This is a genomic window from Leptospira inadai serovar Lyme str. 10 (genome assembly GCF_000243675.2).
Classification (GTDB): domain Bacteria; phylum Spirochaetota; class Leptospiria; order Leptospirales; family Leptospiraceae; genus Leptospira_B; species Leptospira_B inadai.
The window spans coordinates 514,280-531,048 of record NZ_AHMM02000017.1; the positions used below are offsets into that span (position 1 = coordinate 514,280).

At 44.0% G+C, this 16,769-nt stretch carries 17 protein-coding genes; 11 read left to right on the forward strand and 6 right to left on the reverse strand.

Going from position 1 to position 16,769, the window contains the following annotated elements; genetic code table 11:
- The first annotated feature begins 300 nt into the window (after window positions 1-300).
- Window positions 301-684 carry a hypothetical protein gene (locus LEP1GSC047_RS11735; RefSeq protein WP_010413310.1) on the forward strand — a complete coding sequence of 128 codons (384 nt, stop codon included), beginning with the start codon at window positions 301-303 and terminating at the stop codon, window positions 682-684.
- Between the two features lie 158 nt (window positions 685-842).
- Here the strand turns inward: LEP1GSC047_RS11735 and LEP1GSC047_RS11740 are convergent, their stop codons facing one another.
- The 4 genes from LEP1GSC047_RS11740 to LEP1GSC047_RS11755 all read right to left on the reverse strand — a co-directional run bounded on the left by LEP1GSC047_RS11740 (window position 843) and on the right by LEP1GSC047_RS11755 (window position 2,451).
- Window positions 843-1,238: a PIN domain-containing protein gene (locus LEP1GSC047_RS11740; protein WP_010413307.1), complete on the reverse strand. Its 396-nt coding sequence runs from the start codon at window positions 1,236-1,238 to the stop codon at window positions 843-845.
- Entirely contained in the window at window positions 1,235-1,450 is a 216-nt protein-coding gene (locus LEP1GSC047_RS11745) for a hypothetical protein (RefSeq protein ID WP_010413303.1), read from the reverse strand. Before LEP1GSC047_RS11745 ends, LEP1GSC047_RS11740 begins: the two co-directional genes overlap by 4 nt.
- A gap of 346 nt (window positions 1,451-1,796) precedes the next feature.
- Window positions 1,797-2,213 (reverse strand): type II toxin-antitoxin system VapC family toxin, encoded by a 417-nt coding sequence (locus LEP1GSC047_RS11750; RefSeq protein ID WP_010413300.1) that lies wholly within the window; start codon window positions 2,211-2,213, stop codon window positions 1,797-1,799.
- The gene (locus LEP1GSC047_RS11755) at window positions 2,191-2,451 is read right to left on the reverse strand and encodes a ribbon-helix-helix protein, CopG family (RefSeq protein WP_010413298.1); all 261 of its coding nucleotides are present in this window, start codon (window positions 2,449-2,451) and stop codon (window positions 2,191-2,193) included. Before LEP1GSC047_RS11755 ends, LEP1GSC047_RS11750 begins: the two co-directional genes overlap by 23 nt.
- A gap of 965 nt (window positions 2,452-3,416) precedes the next feature.
- Between LEP1GSC047_RS11755 and LEP1GSC047_RS11765 the strand changes: the two genes are divergently transcribed.
- The 9 genes from LEP1GSC047_RS11765 to LEP1GSC047_RS11805 all read left to right on the forward strand — a co-directional run bounded on the left by LEP1GSC047_RS11765 (window position 3,417) and on the right by LEP1GSC047_RS11805 (window position 12,724).
- Window positions 3,417-5,117, forward strand: coding sequence for a hypothetical protein (locus tag LEP1GSC047_RS11765; RefSeq protein WP_010413295.1), 1,701 nt, complete (start codon window positions 3,417-3,419; stop codon window positions 5,115-5,117).
- 18 nt (window positions 5,118-5,135) lie between these two features.
- Window positions 5,136-5,591 (forward strand): LA_3150 family lipoprotein, encoded by a 456-nt coding sequence (locus LEP1GSC047_RS11770; protein WP_010413293.1) that lies wholly within the window; start codon window positions 5,136-5,138, stop codon window positions 5,589-5,591.
- A 279-nt stretch (window positions 5,592-5,870) separates the two neighbouring features.
- On the forward strand, window positions 5,871-6,707 hold the full coding sequence (locus LEP1GSC047_RS11775; RefSeq protein ID WP_020988773.1) for a phosphate ABC transporter substrate-binding protein: 837 nt from the start codon (window positions 5,871-5,873) through the stop codon (window positions 6,705-6,707).
- A 19-nt stretch (window positions 6,708-6,726) separates the two neighbouring features.
- Window positions 6,727-7,800 carry a phosphate ABC transporter permease subunit PstC gene (gene pstC, locus LEP1GSC047_RS11780; RefSeq protein WP_010413289.1) on the forward strand — a complete coding sequence of 358 codons (1,074 nt, stop codon included), beginning with the start codon at window positions 6,727-6,729 and terminating at the stop codon, window positions 7,798-7,800.
- 37 nt (window positions 7,801-7,837) lie between these two features.
- Entirely contained in the window at window positions 7,838-8,782 is a 945-nt protein-coding gene (gene pstA, locus LEP1GSC047_RS11785) for a phosphate ABC transporter permease PstA (RefSeq protein ID WP_010413286.1), read from the forward strand.
- A 43-nt stretch (window positions 8,783-8,825) separates the two neighbouring features.
- Complete coding sequence (gene pstB / locus LEP1GSC047_RS11790; RefSeq protein WP_010413283.1) at window positions 8,826-9,593, forward strand: phosphate ABC transporter ATP-binding protein PstB; 768 nt, start codon at window positions 8,826-8,828, stop codon at window positions 9,591-9,593.
- Window positions 9,594-9,700: 107 nt separating this feature from the next.
- Complete coding sequence (locus LEP1GSC047_RS11795; RefSeq protein ID WP_010413280.1) at window positions 9,701-10,246, forward strand: hypothetical protein; 546 nt, start codon at window positions 9,701-9,703, stop codon at window positions 10,244-10,246.
- Between the two features lie 7 nt (window positions 10,247-10,253).
- Window positions 10,254-11,330: an ATP-grasp domain-containing protein gene (locus LEP1GSC047_RS11800; RefSeq protein ID WP_010413277.1), complete on the forward strand. Its 1,077-nt coding sequence runs from the start codon at window positions 10,254-10,256 to the stop codon at window positions 11,328-11,330.
- Between the two features lie 89 nt (window positions 11,331-11,419).
- Complete coding sequence (locus LEP1GSC047_RS11805) at window positions 11,420-12,724, forward strand: adenylate/guanylate cyclase domain-containing protein (RefSeq protein WP_020988594.1); 1,305 nt, start codon at window positions 11,420-11,422, stop codon at window positions 12,722-12,724.
- On the opposite strand, the gene LEP1GSC047_RS11810 is transcribed toward LEP1GSC047_RS11805, so the two are convergent.
- Complete coding sequence (locus LEP1GSC047_RS11810; RefSeq protein WP_020988664.1) at window positions 12,717-13,379, reverse strand: hypothetical protein; 663 nt, start codon at window positions 13,377-13,379, stop codon at window positions 12,717-12,719. The two genes, LEP1GSC047_RS11805 and LEP1GSC047_RS11810, sit on opposite strands and share 8 nt — an antisense overlap.
- A 71-nt stretch (window positions 13,380-13,450) precedes the next feature.
- On the opposite strand from LEP1GSC047_RS11810, the gene LEP1GSC047_RS11815 reads away from it, so the two are divergent.
- Window positions 13,451-14,332 (forward strand): alpha/beta fold hydrolase, encoded by an 882-nt coding sequence (locus tag LEP1GSC047_RS11815; protein WP_039934684.1) that lies wholly within the window; start codon window positions 13,451-13,453, stop codon window positions 14,330-14,332.
- 366 nt (window positions 14,333-14,698) lie between these two features.
- Here LEP1GSC047_RS11815 and LEP1GSC047_RS11820 read toward each other — a convergent pair whose 3' ends face one another.
- Entirely contained in the window at window positions 14,699-16,132 is a 1,434-nt protein-coding gene (locus LEP1GSC047_RS11820) for a RecQ family ATP-dependent DNA helicase (protein WP_010413266.1), read from the reverse strand.
- Window positions 16,133-16,769 lie beyond the last annotated feature (637 nt).

Consider the following 16,769-nt stretch of genomic DNA (forward strand, 5'->3'; position numbering starts at 1 on the left):
GAATGTTCAAAACTCCATATTTAATTTTTAGCAAGTTTAGATGGAAGAATTTCAGCCCCGTCTAAAAAGCAATAACTATGATCAGGAACCATTCTGACAAATATCAAATTAATCTGATACACTCATAGGGAATAATACCATTGACCGGTTCGAATTATATGTTAAAAAGAAACAGCCAACGGCCATAAATAACGGAATGTATGATGAATTTTTCTCAATCCGAGTTAACTTCCGCATTAAGACATTTTTCGAAAAGTATGGCTGAGTAAAAATCACCGAACGCTGAAAAGGAAATACGACATGAAACGAATATTGTTAACGCTATCGATCCTTTTTCTCTGCATTTCGCTACATGCCCAAGGGAAGATGAAGGAAAAGCATGATATGGATATGAAAGGCAGCCCTTGCTATGATGATCGACAAAAATATTGCAAGGGTATCGATCATGAGCATGGAAAAATTCATGAATGTCTCAAGAAAAATGAGGGAAATCTAATCGCGGCCTGTAAGGAACATTTAAGTAAAATGGACCAAATGCACAAAGACAACCCTTGCCACGAAGACAAAGAAAAGTATTGCAAGGGTTCCGAACATAAGCACGGTAAAATGCAAGAATGCCTAAAAGAGAACGAGGCAAAACTAACTGCTGCCTGCAAAGAACACCTTTTTCAGAAAAGGAAATGACGGATCTCGATAGATTGGTGATCAGCGTTAGCCAATCTATCGAGATATGAAAGGTTGCCGACTCGGGGGCCGACATGTAAGTCGAACGGCAAAGCGGAATGTGCTGGAGGCTGAGCAAGGGTTACGAAGTTAGTCAGCGAGGAGCGACAGAGGCGGAGTTAACCGACGTGCTTGCCTTGGCTTAAATAGATTTCCTTCTTATTCAAAACTTTTAGAATTTTCTTATCTAAAGTCCAAAGACGAAGCTTCTTATTTCTTACTTGGCTAATAAGCACCGAATCGATTAAACTTATCCCTTTATCTATATGTTTGTTTTCAAAGGAAAGCTTTCCAGCCGATAAAAAACTACCTTCAGATGTTAGAATATTCAGATTTTCCCAATATTCGAGAATAAAGGATACCTCGCTTTTATTCTTACAGCCTTGGAGTAATTCTCCAAAAACTACTTCGTGAACTATCACTTCAGAAGATTCAAGTAAGTCTTTCAGTTCGCTGAAAATGGGATCCTTTCCTCTAAAGAATTCAATCCAAACGGAGGTATCTACGAGAATCATCTGCTTCGGTTCAAATCACGTATAGCTTTCCCCGAAAAACCCTCCCGGAAAAAAAGAGGAGAATCATGAAGCTTTGTATTCAATTTCCTTATTTTGGCCTGTTTTAGCCACTCTGAGAGGGCCTTCTGGAGAGAATCCGTAATGTTTTTCCCGCCGGAGTACTTTTGAACCTCTGCAATCAAATCATCCGGCAATATTGCGGTCACTTTCATACGATACAATATACGATACTATTTCGTATTTTCAATCTTTTTATTTATGAATCGTCCTACTATATTAAAGTAATTCAGATACTTTTGGCTAAGAAAATAAAATCATGGGCAAGCATGTTCGGATAACGATAGATAAATGCCGAAGTCAGAGGACTGAGGACAGAACATCGATGAACGGAATTTCCATCTTTTAGAAAAAGATTCTTTTGGTAATAGTGGATCTTTCCTCTACTTCTGCAGCATTTCCAACATCTAGCAGCTACTGTCTAGCGTGAGCGAAGCAAACGCATCTGTCCTCTGTCTTCTGAAAGCAAACTGGAGCGGCGTGCTAAACGCCGGATTGGCTTCAACTTTTATATAAGTTTTTCAGGTACTTACCTTTCAGGGTTTTATATATTGAGAAATCCGAATCTATACTAATGATATTAAAGATTCCTTCCCGCTCCGCAATACACATTAACGACGCGTCTGCTAAATCCATCGGTAAATCTGAATATTTCTGCATCCGATTCTTAATATACTTTAAATCGTCTAAGGTAATCTCTAAGACTTGCAAACCGCCTCTTTCTATCCATTCCAGGAAATCGGATTGAACCGCAATGGAGAAAGAAAGTAGATAAATAACTTCCGTTATGATCGGCCAGGTCGTAAATAATGAACCTTTAAAGGATTTTAAAAATTTAAAAACCGATTTATGATGGTCATCCGATGAATTAAACAGCGCAATAATAGGACCAGAATCAATGAGAGCGACGTTTTTCATTCTTTTCTTTTAAAATATTAATAAGATGAGCCTTTCTATTCTTCGCTAAATTCTTATTATTCGAGGCGTATTTAGCAAAAAGATCTTCTCCTAGTTCAAAAGGAGTTTTCATCGAACTATGATTCTTTATATATTCAAGAATTGATTCCTTAACGATCTCTGAACGGCTTTTACCCTTGGATTTCGCAAATAAATCGAGCTTTCTTTCTAGATCCGGCGGTATTCTTAGACTTATCATCGCACTATTGTATCACAAATATGTAGTACGAGCAAGATTTTTACGTAGCTCTCTAAGAAAAGAATAATTTTTACCAGCCTTCCCCGAGCAGGAGTCAGAAGAGGACTTGATCATTAATGAGCGGAGATTCCGTGCTCTATAGAAAGATTCTTACGTTATCGGTGGATCTTTCCTTTACCTCTGCAGCATTTCCAACATCTAGCAGCTACTGTCTAGCGTGAGCGAAGCAAACGCGTCTGTCTTCTGTCCTCAGTCTTCTGGGAGACAGAACATTGATAAGCAGGATTTCCAAGCTATAAGGAAAGATTCCTGTGTTATAGTAGATCTTTCCTTTACCTCTGCAGCATTTCCAACATCTAGCAGCTTCTGTCTAGCGTGAGCAAAGCGAACGCGTCTGTCCTCTGACCTCTGTCTTCTGAAAGCGGCAACGATGTGTAGGGTGCGAAGCAGTCGCAGCGAGTCGGATAACGGTTTATGTTAAGAGAAAAGAGTCGCTGGGACCGGAGCGAACGCGAAGCCCGTAGCAGCGTGACCCGAACGAAGTGAAGGGGGCCGCCCGTGCAGAAGACAGAGGTCAGATGACGGAGGACGGAACATTGATGAGCAAGGTTTCCACGTACTATAGAAAGATTTTTATGCTAAGAGTGGATTTGTCCCCCGTCCTCTACAGCATTTCCAACCTCGAGCAGCTTCTGTCTAGCGTGAGCAAAGCGAACGCATCTGCCCTCTGTCTTCAGTCCTCTGCTCCCTGCCCTTCCTTCATCGAAACTAGTCCAATATTTATTTTACTGGAATTCCAATTAATTTTAGGACTCCGAATTTCTGAATTTTGGACAATTGTGACCTAATTCTTATTCCGACGTAATCAATTCGTAATGAATTCCGGCCATTCTGACACTCGAAACTAAGACACTTAAAATCACCCTCGGAAAAGGGTTCAAAATAAAAATACACGGTAACTCTAAATGAAAAAAAGAAGAAACGGAGAAATTTCACTCCGTCCGATTCAGGATTCTCTCTGCCGATTGTTCCTGCTGGGAATTTATACGATTTGCGTTTCCGCAAGTTTTGCCCAAGGAGCTCCGGAAAAGACTCAACCACAACCGACTGTTCCACCGGCACCGACCCAGGAGCAGAAGGAAAAGCCGCCTGAGGAATTTACGATCTATGAAGATTCCGAAGGACAGTTATATACTAAACCGGCTCCCGGCCGTGTTCCGAGTAAATTGAATAAAGGAATCAATAAGCATGATCCTAAATTCAATCCTTACCCGAACCACCTCACGAGTCGTCCGGCGGAACCTCAAAAAGAAAAACTGACCATTACGGGTCGGATTCAATTTCGGGGTGTTTCGGCGCAGGAAGGTTCAAACTTCAGTAATGGACATTCGGATTTCGGTTCCGTGGATTGGAACTTTCGTCGACTTCGTGTCGGCTTCCAATACCAAGGCGCTTCCTGGTGGGGGGCCATCCTGAACATTCGCGGGGAGAATATGCTGAATAACCCTCAGCTAAACAGCTCAACGAATGCCGCAGGCCAAGTAACTTCCGTTTCCCTAAAAGATTCCCGCGGGTTTATCCAAGAAGCTGCGCTCTTCTTTAATCTTCCGTTCCTGGGAGCGAGAGTCAGCCTGGGTCAGTTGCCTACGCAATTCCAACGGGAATATCTAATGTCTTCGGCAAACTTTATCGCCCTGGAACGTTCTTACACGACGCAAGCCTATCCGCAGTTCGACGACGGAGTCGGAATCCAACTTTCTCCCTTGAAAGATATTTTCGACGGCAAATACGAAAAACATCTGACGGTCAACCTGATGGTCGGTAACGGGAAAGGCGCCGGCGGAGACTTCGGAAACGGACGTCGCCAAGACCTTACTTATACGTTCGACGGAAACCAACCCCTGATTACTTCGCCTACTTATTATGGTCGAGTTCAGTGGAATGTCTTCGGCGGGCTCATCAAACCGAACGGCGCAAACGTCGGTTGGCAGGAAGGAGAGGAAATTTTCCAGAGAGAAGCGAAACTCTCCATCGGTGCGGCTCATATGCAAACCAGAAATGCGGCGTTTAGTAGTTCTCCAGGCTCAACCCTCGCAGTCGACGGCGCGGTTCCGAGAGGTTACGGTAACGTTACCATGTTGACCACTCAAACCACTCCCGATTGCGGAACGAACGGAAACTTCAACGTACAGAGCAACTTAACCACCCCGGGGCGCTGTAGACTAGACCTGGCAGGTAATACGTTCGACTATACTTTCACTTGGAAAGGAATCTATCTAAGCGGCGCTTATACTAGATTCTCCGGTGCGGCTTCCAATAACATGATCGGTTGGCAACAAACAGTAGGCTATAATATTGCGATCACGGATAAGTTCTGGCTAATGCCGGTACTTCGTTACGACTATATGCAAGGTGATTTTAATAGAAACGGTCATATGGATCCGAGCGATTATAGAAAGTATTATTGGGTGGGGCTGGATTTCTTCGGAGACAAACACCTCTTCAAAGCACAGCTCTTCTACCAACTTCCCATACTTGAATTAGGCGTTAACCCGAACAACGGAAACGCAACGACCATCAATAACCAGACGGTTTACTTCCAACTCCAAGGAACCTTTTGGACCGGGGTTACTTCGCCGGACTATCTGGACACACGTTTAGAATAAATGGAAAGGTATATACGTATGAAATTTCTTAAATTAGCGATCTTCGCTCTGGCAGCATCCTTTTCGGTAAACTGTCATAGCCACCAAGAAGATACAAGCTCTCTCTTATTGGCTTTAGCAGGAGCCCAGACTGGAGACGGAAAGAATTCGATCGTTATTTTTGATACGACCGACGGAATTTCCTTCACCGGAAAATGCTATGATTCGTTCACCGTGGGTGGCGCGAGCGGGGTAAGCGGGCCGGCGATTTCTCCCACTGCATACTTCAATATAGCGTTGGGTGGAACTGCCGCAAATAACGACTTCCATAAACAGAACACTAGCTCGAGCACCTGCGCTGCCGGAACGACCAATTTAGGTTTTACCGGAGGAGGAGTTCCTGCAATCGGATCAAGTTTCGCATTCAAGGCATACTATTGCGATCCGAACTATTCCGCTTGTAAATCGGCGCAGTGGAAAGCTGCGGGCTTTTAAACCCGATTGCGGATTGGTCCATTTACGAAAAACCCTTCTCCTATGGTCTAGGGTTTTTCATTTCTTTTTAGTACGGGAAATTCCCGGACGTTCTTATTCGTCTCAGGTCCACCTAACCGTGGGTTCTTTCCGGTTGAATGACAAATCAGTCACGTACGTCCGGAAGAAATCGAGATTCTGATAACTCGGAAGAATGCGTCATACCATCTTAATTCCGCAGAAATCAGTTTGTAATAATACTCGAATAAGGTTACAAATTACGAGGAGAGCTCTTTTTAGATGAAAAATATAACCCTAAAAGTCCTTTTGCTTACTGCGGCGCTAGTCACCAGCTCCGCGTTCGCGCAAGAAAAAAAAACAATCACAATCAAAGGCTCCGACACCATGGTCATCCTAGTCCAAAAATGGGCGGAAGCTTATCCTGACAAAAAAGTACAATTTCAAGTCACCGGCGGCGGATCAGGAACCGGAATTGCAGCGTTAATCAACGGAACAACCGATATCTGCTCTTCTTCCAGACCTCTAAAACCGCAAGAAATTCAACAGCTAAAGGAAAAATACAATTCGAACGGCGTCGAAATTAAGGTCGCCGTCGATGGACTTTCCGTTTACGTGAACAAACATAATTCTATTTCGAAATTAACGCTCGGCCAAATTCGGGAAATCTTTACAGGCAAAGTCAAGAACTGGAAGGATGTAGGCGGGGAAGATCATAAAATCATTCTCTATAGCCGCGAAAATAATTCCGGAACATACGAGTATTTCAAAGAGCACGTTTTAGAGAAAAAGGATTTTGATCCCGCCTCCCAGCATATGGTAGGAACCGCCGCATTAGTCAATGCAGTCGGTAAAGACAAATGGGGAATCGGTTACGGCGGCGCGGCCTATGCTTCGGACGTAAAGGATGTCGCGGTTTCCATCGATGAAAAAAGCAAGCCTGAACTGCCGACCGAAGCGAATATTCTCTCGAACAAATATCCGATATCTAGATATCTATACTTTTACCTAAGAGAAGTTCCGAAAGACGATACGAAAAAATTCGTGGATTGGGTGATCGGCAAAGAAGGCCAAAAAGTCGTTCACGACGTCGGCTACTTTCCTTTAAAGAAAAAGTAAGGGTCGGTAAAAGAGTTTAATGGGCAAATTCGAATCTCTTCTGAGATATCTATTTCATCCTAAAAAAAGAAGAGTGGATAGTATCGCCGAGGGGACGGTTAAGATCGTCGCCGGCACTTCGATTTTGCTCATCCTCCTTATTTTTCTTTTCATATTTAAAGAGGCCTCTTCCCTATTCTTTACCAAATCGCCGTCGACCATTTCGGCGGAGAGTAATGCACCCGCGAGCTACGGTTCGGATACGCCGAGCGAATACAATCCGGACGGAGAGTCTCAAACTCGACTGGGACCCAAGATAGAATCGAAAGAGGCGTCCCAGACCGAAACGGAGACTTCCCTTTGGGAAAGTCTAACGAGCTCTATCTGGCAGCCGATCTCTACGGTTCCTAAGTTTGGAATTCTGCCGCTGATCGTCGGAACGGCCAAGACTACGTTTATCGCGATCCTGATCGGCGCTCCCCTTGCGATTCTAGCGGCCCTGAACGTAACCTTCTTCTTACCCGGAAGAATTCGAGAAATCATCAAACCGACGATCGAGTTGCTCGCCAGTTTTCCGTCAGTCGTTATCGGATTCTTTTGTCTCATGGACGTCGCTACGGTGGTGAAAGAAGTCTTTGATTTGGATTTTCGATTGAATGCGATTACGGGTGGAATCGGTTTAGCGATAGCAGTAACTCCGATTATTTTCACGGTAGCCGAAGACGCGTTAAATACGGTTCCTCAATCGTATAGGCAGGCTTCTTTAGCGTTAGGCGCCACCGAATGGCAAACCGCATATCGGGTAATGTTGCCGGCCGCTTTACCGGGAGTCTTTGCGGCGATTTTACTCGGAATCGGTCGAGCTTTCGGCGAAACAATGATAGCGTTGATGGCGACCGGCAACGCCCCTTTAATGTCTTTCGGGCTATTCGATCCGACTAGAACGTTTGCGGCCACGATCGGCGCGGAAATGGGGGAAGTGATCTGGGGATCAAACCATTATAATATTCTGTTTCTACTAGGTGTTCTCCTATTCGTATTTACTTTTTCATTGAATGCAGTTACTGAACTTTACGTAAAGAAACGGCTTATGAGAAAATTCCAGGGTTCCTAATGATTCGAAATCTATATACTTACTGACGGTTATCCCATTGAAATGGAAGAAAGTCCGCTTAAACCGCAAAAGACGATTCAAGGATAGAATCGGGACGATAGTGGCCGAAGGCATTCCGATGCTGGCCACAATGACGATCGTCTCGATCATTCTTATCATGCTCGGAAATTTCGTATTTCGGGGAATCCTAAACGTTTCGTGGGAATTCTTAAGCGCCGTTCCTAAAAACAATAACCTGGAAGGCGGAATCTTTCCCGCAATTTACGGAACCGTATATCTCGTTTTTATTATGATATTATTCAGTATCCCGATCGGTACGATGACCGGAATTTTTTTGGCGGAATACACTGCGCGAAATTCTTGGTTCACTTCTACGGTTCGTTTTGCGATCAATACGTTGGCTGGAGTTCCCTCCATCGTATTCGGGTTATTCGGAGTCGGTTTTTTCATTCAATTTGTAGGTAAAGGAGTCGATTCCATCGCAGGGAATCCTTCTCCGGTCTGGGGCAAGCCTGCAATCATCTGGGCCGCCGCTACCTTAGCCGTTCTTACGCTACCGGTAGTGATCATATCGGTGGAAGAAACGATGCGTAGCATCCCGAGGGAAATGCGCGAAGCGAGTCTGGCTTTGGGTGCCACGAAATGGCAAACGATTTGGAAATTAGTACTTCCGAATTCGCTTACAGGAATTCTAACCGGAGCGATTCTTGCTATCGGGCGCGGGGCTGGAGAAGTCGCTCCAATTCTCTTTGTAGGGGTCGTATATTCGCTTCCGGATCTTCCCACAAAATTAACCGACCAGTTCATGCAATTAGGATATCATTTATTCGTATTGGCGACCCAATCGCCCGATGTGGATAAGGCCCTTCCTAAACAATACGCGACGACTTTAGTTTTATTAATGCTCACGTTCGGAATGAGTTTCTTCGCGACGTATTTTCGCTATCGGATTCGAAAAGGGAAACACAAAGCAAGTACATAATAAATTCGTTTAACAATAGAATCATGCGAGGAGAAATTCGCAGGTGAAAGACAGCCACAAGGTAAAAATCAAATCTCGCCATTTCAACTTTTTCTACGGAGAAAGCCAAGCCCTGCACGATATCTCCTTGGACATTCATGTAAAGAAAGTCACGGCTTTTATCGGCCCGTCCGGATGCGGGAAGTCCACTTTCCTCAGATCCATCAACCGAATGAACGACGTAATAGACGGAACTCATACGGAGGGAAAACTCGAGATCGACGGAATCAACGTCTATGATCCGTTGATGAACGTAGTCGAGTTAAGAAAACGGGTCGGCATGGTGTTCCAGAAGTCTTTTCCGTTTCCCAAATCCATTTATGAAAATATCGCATTCGGTCTGAAACTGAATTATAAAATTCCGAAGAGCGAAATGGATCAGATCGTAGAGGAAAGCCTACGCAAAGCGGCGCTCTGGAAGGAAGTCAAAGATCGGTTAGACGACAGCGCCCTGGGACTTTCCGGAGGGCAGCAGCAGAGACTTTGCATAGCAAGAGCGATCGCGATGAACCCTGAGGTCATTCTCATGGATGAACCTTGCTCCGCCTTAGATCCCATTTCGACCAAAAAGGTGGAGGAGTTTATCAATGAATTTAAGGACTCGTATACGATCGTAATCGTTACGCATAATATGCAACAAGCGGCCCGTATCAGCGATTATACGGGTCTCTTCTATATGGGAAAATTGCTGGAGTTCGATACTACTAAAAAAATCTTCAATGATCCGTCCAAAAAGGAAACCGAAGATTATATTTCCGGCAAATTCGGTTAGTCGATATTCTTACTATTTATCATTTTCGAGGCTAAATTCGATCCGAAAAATAGCTTTTCAAGCCTAGTCCTGTAACCTATAAAAAGGCCAGGACGAAACTTGTTGTGATGCGTGTAAAATCTTCAAATCTAGTAGAATCTCTTTCCGCAGTTCTTCTGCAACTTGCCGACGTTATAGCGAAAGTTTCGACCGACCAGTATTCTCTCGCTCTTCCTGTTCTGTGCGGCTCTTCGGTCGGAAAACACGTCAGGCATTCCCTCGAATTTGTCGAGGCTCTCTTAAAAGGGAGAGAAACGGAAATCGTTTCGTACGATCGTCGAGAGCGAAACCTTTTGTACGAAAAATCGCCAATCGCTGCGTCGGAGAGACTTGTCGAATTGGCATCGACTTTATGCGCTCGGACTTGGTCGGGGCCGATGCGGCTTTCCTATACTGCCAATCCCTATTCGGGAGAAGAAGGTAGAACCGAATCATTTTGGGAACGGGAGCTTTTATACGTGCAGGAGCATACGATTCATCACGATGCTATGATAAGAATCGCATTGGAACATCTAGGCACTAAGGATGTTCCGAATAGTTTCGGCTTCGCATTTTCCACGATACAATTCGAAAGGTCGAAGCCGATTCTTTCGGATTGGGATCCAGTTATATAAAATTCGGATGAATTCGGATCCTTGCGAAGAAGAACTATTAAAGCTTTCGAATGCGATGGAATTTTGGCCGACTTGGAGGTTGTATCTTCCGTTAATTCCGTGGATCGCTCTACTGAGCTTCCGCTCGATTCGATTGGGTTCCCTTACCTCTTTAGGATTCGGAACGATCGCGGCCGCAAATCCGGGAATACCGTTAGGCGGATTGGTCGGCGAATCCAAGTTCGAGATACTCCGCCGGCTTAAGCAGGATTACGTTTTAAAAAATTTTCTGGTCGATATTCCGTTCCGCACTTCGGAAAACATTCTCGCTCAAATGAAGAAGATCGGTTTGGATTTTCCGATCATAATTAAACCCGACGCAGGCCAAAGAGGCCAGGGAGTACGACTTGCGACTAGAAGCGAGGAGCTCCCAGCCATTTTATCCGAATCTAATGTTCCGTTACTCGTTCAAGAATTTCATCCGGGGCCTAACGAAGCCGGCATTTTTTATTACCGTCTCCCTTCGGAGCCGTCGGGAAAGATATTTTCCATTACTAGAAAAGCCTTTCCTCGAGTCACGGGCGATGGTCGTTCTACGTTGGAAGATCTTATACGAATGCATCCCAGGTTTCGTATTCAGGCCAAAGTTTTCCGAGAAAGATTTCCGCACCGCTGGGCAGAAGCCTTGCCGAAAGGATACAGTTTGAAACTTGCGGAGGCAGGCAATCATTGTCAGGGAGCCTTATTCCTAGACGGAAAGAATTGGATCACCCCTCAATTGGAAAAATCCATAGAAGATGCGACTCGACCGTTTACCGGTTTTTACTTCGGTCGATATGACGTTCGCTTTTCGTCCGTGGAAGAATTAAAATCCGGAAAAGGATTTAAAATCATCGAGTTGAACGGAGTAACTTCCGAATCTACCAATCTGTACGATCCGCGATTTTCCATGGGAGATAGGTATGCGATTCTATTTAAACAATGGCAACTGCTATTCAAAATCGGAAGAGAGTCCGGGGGGAAGAAAGCGGGCCTGTTCCCTATTTTAAGGGCGATATGGGATTTTTATAAAGGAGATAGAAAAGTCTCCGACCTTTCTAATTAAGGAAGGAAAGAATAAAAAATTGCTTTCTTCGATTTGCCTTAATGCGAATGTAAAAATCTTTTTCTCGATCTGTTCCGGAGGTTGAAGCTTTGAAACGCGGGTTCTTAAACTTAATTTTCTTTCTCGTCGGAGATCCTAAAAAAAATTCTCTCGAACATAGATTGTTCAACTCCGTAGCTTTGGTTAACGGGGTTCTCAATATAGTAGGCTCGATTTTTCTTCCGGAACATGAATATTATCTTCGCATATTAATCTTAAATTTAATATCCGGAGCGGCTTTGCTCCTAATGTATTATCTTTCGCGCGTGAAGAGTATTTACTATGCCTTATATTGGCCGTTTAATCTTACGATTCTAGTCTACCTTTCGTCCGTTTGGTTTCTAAACGGCGGTTCGCAAGGCGGAAATCACTATTATTTCATACCCGCCCTCGTGATCGCGACCATTCTACTTAGGGATCATAATGTATTCTTAGTCTACGGACTGTATGCATTGTTCACTATGGCCTTGTACGGAATAGAATACTTTCATCCCAATTTCATAGTGGAAGCCGAATCCAGGGAGATTAGATACTCCGACTTGGCGGGAAATTATCTTTTCGTCCAAATACTTACAGGAATATTGATATTCATCTTGGCAAGAAATCTGAACGTCGAGCGGGCCAAGTCGGATAATTTGCTTCGCAACATTCTTCCTGAAACGATCGCGGACGAACTAAAGAGAACCGATAAAGTCCTTCCGGTACGCTACGAAAACGTATCCGTACTTTTTACGGATATGGCCGGATTTACCCAGATAGCGGAGACTATGACTCCGGAAGAACTGCTTGGAGAGTTGGATTCATTCTTCAAATATTTCGATCGAATCTCTAAACGTTACGGTTTAGAAAAAATTAAAACTATCGGCGATTCCTATATGGCTGCAGGAGGTTTACCGGTTCCGAATTTTACTCATCCGGTTGACGCGGTACTTTGCGGACTCGAATTTCAAGTGTTTATGAAACAGCAGAAAATAGAAAAAGACAAGGAGGGCATGCCTAGTTGGTCGTTACGATTGGGAATTCACACCGGAAGCGTAGTCGCCGGCGTGATCGGAACGGAAAAATTCGCCTATGATATTTGGGGGGACACGGTAAATACCGCGAGTCGAATGGAAAGTTCGGGATTACCGGGAGAAGTTAATATCTCGAAAGAAACATACGATCGAGTAAAGGACTTCTTCGATTGCGAACCGAGAGGATTGGTAAAGGCAAAAAACAAAGGAGAGATTGAAATGTACTTAGTGAAGGGAATCAAGACGGATCTTCTGGATCAGGGAACCATCGATGCTCCGAGTCATGCTTTCTGGCGTCTCTATTCGGAATTGGAAGGAAAGGAAAAAAACAAGGTCAGTTGAAGTGATCCCATCCTCCGAGCAAGGAGGAAGAGTCGACCTTCGCATCGTAAGGAATCTCCTCCTCGTAACCCGGGTTTCTTTCTTTGTACTCGTTTCTCTCGTTGATTTGATTCGTAAAGCGTTCTTCGGCGCTAGGGGAAACCGATTGAGGCGGAAATCGATCCGGATTGTCCTCGATGTAACGAAGATAAGAACCTAGAATCTGTAAGAGGAGGTCCAACTCGGAGGAAAAAAATCCATAGATATTACCTAAGGCCATATTTCCGCTGCGATACGAGAATACGGATGCGAGAGAAAATAGTTTTTTGGGTGCGAGAATCTCCAAGCTTCTCCACGCGTTTGCATCTCTGGTTGCTAAGGAAAATGAGAGGAACTCTGCGTTGATTTTAGAAATTGTTACTATAGGCGCATTTTGACCGATATACGGTTGATGAGAACGGACGATGCCGTCGATTTCGGCCGGATCATCCAAAATGAAGGACATACAATCTTGAGAATAAACGTCATCCAATCTTCTTGCGACGAGGCCTGCGAGATATACACAAATCTCGCCGCCCGGTTTCGGAGACAATGGGCTCAAAAAATTTTCCAGCAACAAAACGTGGCTCTCGAAGGTTCCTTTCCAAGAACCTTTAGGAAGTTTCGACAGGTCCATACGATCCTCCCAGCTCCTTTCTATAAGAACGATCATTTCCGTAAAAAGTTAAGTAAATTTCGATTTTTTTTATGAAGCTATATAGATCCTTCACTCTAGTTCTGATTCTTTTTTCGTTGGAAAGCTGTACATCCTTTAAGGAATGGAGGATGACCGAAGAAGAAGCCTTCGAAGATTTTTCCCGATCCGGGATTTCGTATCGGGATATCGCCTCGCAAGATCAAGACCGAGATACGATCCATTCGGTGACGGTCGGATGTCACGACAATTCTCCCAGAGATATTCTAGTCTTCGTGCACGGTTCCCCGGGAAATTGGATCCATTATTGGAGCTATTTAAAAGATTCGGAATTGCTTCAGCGATATTGTATGATAAGCATTGACCGCCCCGGGTTTGGAAGATCGGGAAAGCCGTTACCGGATATTAATCTTCAGGCTAAACGAATTATAGATTCCTTGTCTTTACTTCGAATTCCTCATCCGAAAAAAAAATATATATTAGTCGGACATTCTTACGGCGGTCCTGTCGCGGCGAGAATTGCGTCGCTGGAAGAAAAAAAGATCACTCATCTGGTATTATTGGCTGCCGCCCTCGATCCGGAAAAAGAGGAATTAAAATGGTACAATCGGCTCGCGGATACGAAGATTGCCCGCTTACTACTTCCCTCCCCTTGGATCGTAAGTAATGAAGAAATGATCCCGATGAAAGATCAGCTAAAGGAAATCGAAGCCGATTGGAAAACGATTCGATCAGCTACTTATATCGTGCAAGGAGGAAAGGACACGTTGGTCGATCCCGAAAATCTTGAATTCGTTCGACGCCTATTTCCCAAAGGATCCGTTAAGGAAGAAATTTTTTTACCGGACGGGGATCACTTTTTACCCTGGAACAATTTTCCGCTTATAAAACGGATCTTATTGGATATCGCTCGGGAGCAGAGGACTGAGGACTGAGGACTGAGGACTGAGGACTGAGGACTGAACATTATTCCTATTCCTCTGACAAGAATTTTTTTAAATGAATTATGTTGGAGCTCCCACGTTATAGAGAAAGATTCTTATGTTAACAGTAGATTTTTCCGATATCTAGCAGCTACTGTCTTCAGTCCTCTGGCCTCTGTCTTCTGGACGAACAAAGCAAACGCGTCTACCCAGGAAATGGATGTGGTGCGCGACGTTTGCGATACGGTCTCGGTTCTGGAACAGGGAAAAGTCGTGGAAAGCGGTTCCTGTTATTCCCTTTTTGCGGATCGTTTAAATCAGGCCACAAGAAGATCTAGCAACAACGTTTTATCGACGCCGATCATTGACGCCATCATCCTAATTTTTACAGATATCGCAATTATTACATTCGGGAAGATTCGCACCAAAATACTCGTAGACGAATTCCCTTCTGCATCTATCCGATTTCAAATATTGAAGCATTTGATAAAGACGATTTAGGCCCGCCTTCTTCCGTTCCTCCCTCAACTCTCTTGAAAGAAGTTCCTCCGGTAGCTCACTTTCAATTCGAAGAGAATTTCTTTCTAATTCTCCGGAAGTTACTCCGTGTCGTTCGAATAGGTTTAAGACGGTCTGCAGTCGATGATCGCCTCGATTTTTATGCACTAATTTTGCTTGGAGTTCTTCATAGCTAATGGAAGAGAGTCTGTCCCCAAGTCGGCACATGGTTTGGAAAGTTCTAAGAATAAAGGATTCGTCCGGATTCTGCCATTCTATAAAATCCATCAGCACCGCAAGATCGTCCTGATTATAGAAAAGGTGGCAATCGGACGATTTACCGTCGCGGCCCGCCCTGCCTATTTCCTGATAATACGCCTCCAGTGATGACGGAAGTTCCGCATGTACGATCGTTCGAATATCCGGCTTATCTACTCCCATCCCGAACGCATTCGTGGCCAAAAGTAGACGATCTTCCGACTTTAAAAATTGATTCTGGATTTTCCTTCGTTGTTCTGACGGTAGTTGTCCATGATAAACCTTATATTCGATTTTTTTTAAGTCCAGCTTCTCTGCGAATTTCTCCAAATTCTTAATAAGATTAAAATATACGATGGTATTACCGCTCTTCTCCTGCAATAAGGACAGAATCGCTTCGCTTTTGGAAGGTTCGTCCAAGAACGTTTTAACGTCCAAAAATAAATTCGGCCTGCATATTCCTTCGTTATAAATTTTAATTTCGGATTCGGATAATCCGATCTGCCGAATAATATCCGATTGAATTTCCCTGGTCGCCGTCGCGGTGAGAGCGATCGTGACAGGATTACGTAATACGTTTCTAAACTCGGCGATTTTAGTATAGTCCGGACGGAAATCATGTCCCCATTGACTGACGCAATGTGCCTCGTCGATGGCCAACAAGGAAATTTTTCTCGCCCGCAGCGAATTGATAAATTCCAATTTTCGAAACCGTTCAGGCGAAACGTAAAGAATCTTGTATAATCCTTTCTTTATATTTTCGTAACGCTGAATTCTCTCAGGCTTGGATAAGGAAGAATTGACGAATTCCGCGTCGATCCCGAGTTGCTTTAGTTTTCCCGTTTGATCCTGCATGAGAGCAATCAGAGGGGAGATTACGATCGCTAATCCGTCCAAAGCCATCGCAGGCATTTGATAGCAGATCGACTTTCCCATTCCTGTAGGCATCACGACCAGACAATGTTTGCCGGATAAGATATCTTGTATGATTTTCTCTTGCGTAGAACGAAACTGGGAGATCCCGAACAATTGCTTCAGGGCGGAAATAGAGGGCATTAGAGTTACGATATCCCAAGCCTCGGATTCGACAAGCCTTTGCCGTTTCTCCTTCGATCGGGTTTTGAATGGAGAATGCTCTTAGCATATCCTGTTATGTGGCTCACAGCCGACCGGAGTCAATTCAGCCGATTTTCCCCACCTTTTGCTAACAAAAAGCCGGATACGATCGTGAAATGAAAAGAACTGGAGTATTCCGCCGGCGGCAAAACTGGAACCGGACATTCCGGAATCGATTATTTGTAACTTTGGATATCGCTTCGAAGAAATCAATCTTATTCGTTATATTAGATAGATTCCGATTAACTATAAGAATTTCTAATTTTAATTCGATTCGCTTTATAAAAATGAATTAGATATTAAGTGATTGATCGCAGGATGAAAAAATCGGAAAAAGAAAAAAAGAAACCGGTCTTTCCTGCTAATTCGCATAAATGCTAATTCTTCCTGTTGGACTTCCCGATTTGAAGTTCTTATCGAATTCGAAACTCTTCGGCCGAAATCAACGAGTGAACGAAAGAATGAAATTTAAGCGAGATCGAGTTCTTGTCTTAGAATTATGAAAGTGAAAACGTTATTGCCAGATATGTAATATAATTGCCGGGTCTTCTCCTCGGTACCGGCTCGACGAAACAGT

Excerpts from the sequence above, each read along its gene's own strand:
- LEP1GSC047_RS11735 (WP_010413310.1), top strand. The coding sequence starts at position 301 with ATGAAACGAATATTGTTAACGCTATCGATCCTTTTTCTCTGCATTTCG.
- LEP1GSC047_RS11740 (WP_010413307.1), bottom strand. The coding sequence starts at position 1,238 with ATGATTCTCGTAGATACCTCCGTTTGGATTGAATTCTTTAGAGGAAAG.
- LEP1GSC047_RS11745 (WP_010413303.1), bottom strand. The coding sequence starts at position 1,450 with ATGAAAGTGACCGCAATATTGCCGGATGATTTGATTGCAGAGGTTCAA.
- LEP1GSC047_RS11750 (WP_010413300.1), bottom strand. The coding sequence starts at position 2,213 with ATGAAAAACGTCGCTCTCATTGATTCTGGTCCTATTATTGCGCTGTTT.
- LEP1GSC047_RS11755 (WP_010413298.1), bottom strand. The coding sequence starts at position 2,451 with ATGATAAGTCTAAGAATACCGCCGGATCTAGAAAGAAAGCTCGATTTA.
- LEP1GSC047_RS11765 (WP_010413295.1), top strand. The coding sequence starts at position 3,417 with ATGAAAAAAAGAAGAAACGGAGAAATTTCACTCCGTCCGATTCAGGAT.
- LEP1GSC047_RS11770 (WP_010413293.1), top strand. The coding sequence starts at position 5,136 with ATGAAATTTCTTAAATTAGCGATCTTCGCTCTGGCAGCATCCTTTTCG.
- LEP1GSC047_RS11775 (WP_020988773.1), top strand. The coding sequence starts at position 5,871 with ATGAAAAATATAACCCTAAAAGTCCTTTTGCTTACTGCGGCGCTAGTC.
- pstC (WP_010413289.1), top strand. The coding sequence starts at position 6,727 with ATGGGCAAATTCGAATCTCTTCTGAGATATCTATTTCATCCTAAAAAA.
- LEP1GSC047_RS11795 (WP_010413280.1), top strand. The coding sequence starts at position 9,701 with ATGCGTGTAAAATCTTCAAATCTAGTAGAATCTCTTTCCGCAGTTCTT.
- LEP1GSC047_RS11800 (WP_010413277.1), top strand. The coding sequence starts at position 10,254 with ATGAATTCGGATCCTTGCGAAGAAGAACTATTAAAGCTTTCGAATGCG.
- LEP1GSC047_RS11810 (WP_020988664.1), bottom strand. The coding sequence starts at position 13,379 with ATGGACCTGTCGAAACTTCCTAAAGGTTCTTGGAAAGGAACCTTCGAG.
- LEP1GSC047_RS11815 (WP_039934684.1), top strand. The coding sequence starts at position 13,451 with ATGAAGCTATATAGATCCTTCACTCTAGTTCTGATTCTTTTTTCGTTG.
- LEP1GSC047_RS11820 (WP_010413266.1), bottom strand. The coding sequence starts at position 16,132 with ATGCCCTCTATTTCCGCCCTGAAGCAATTGTTCGGGATCTCCCAGTTT.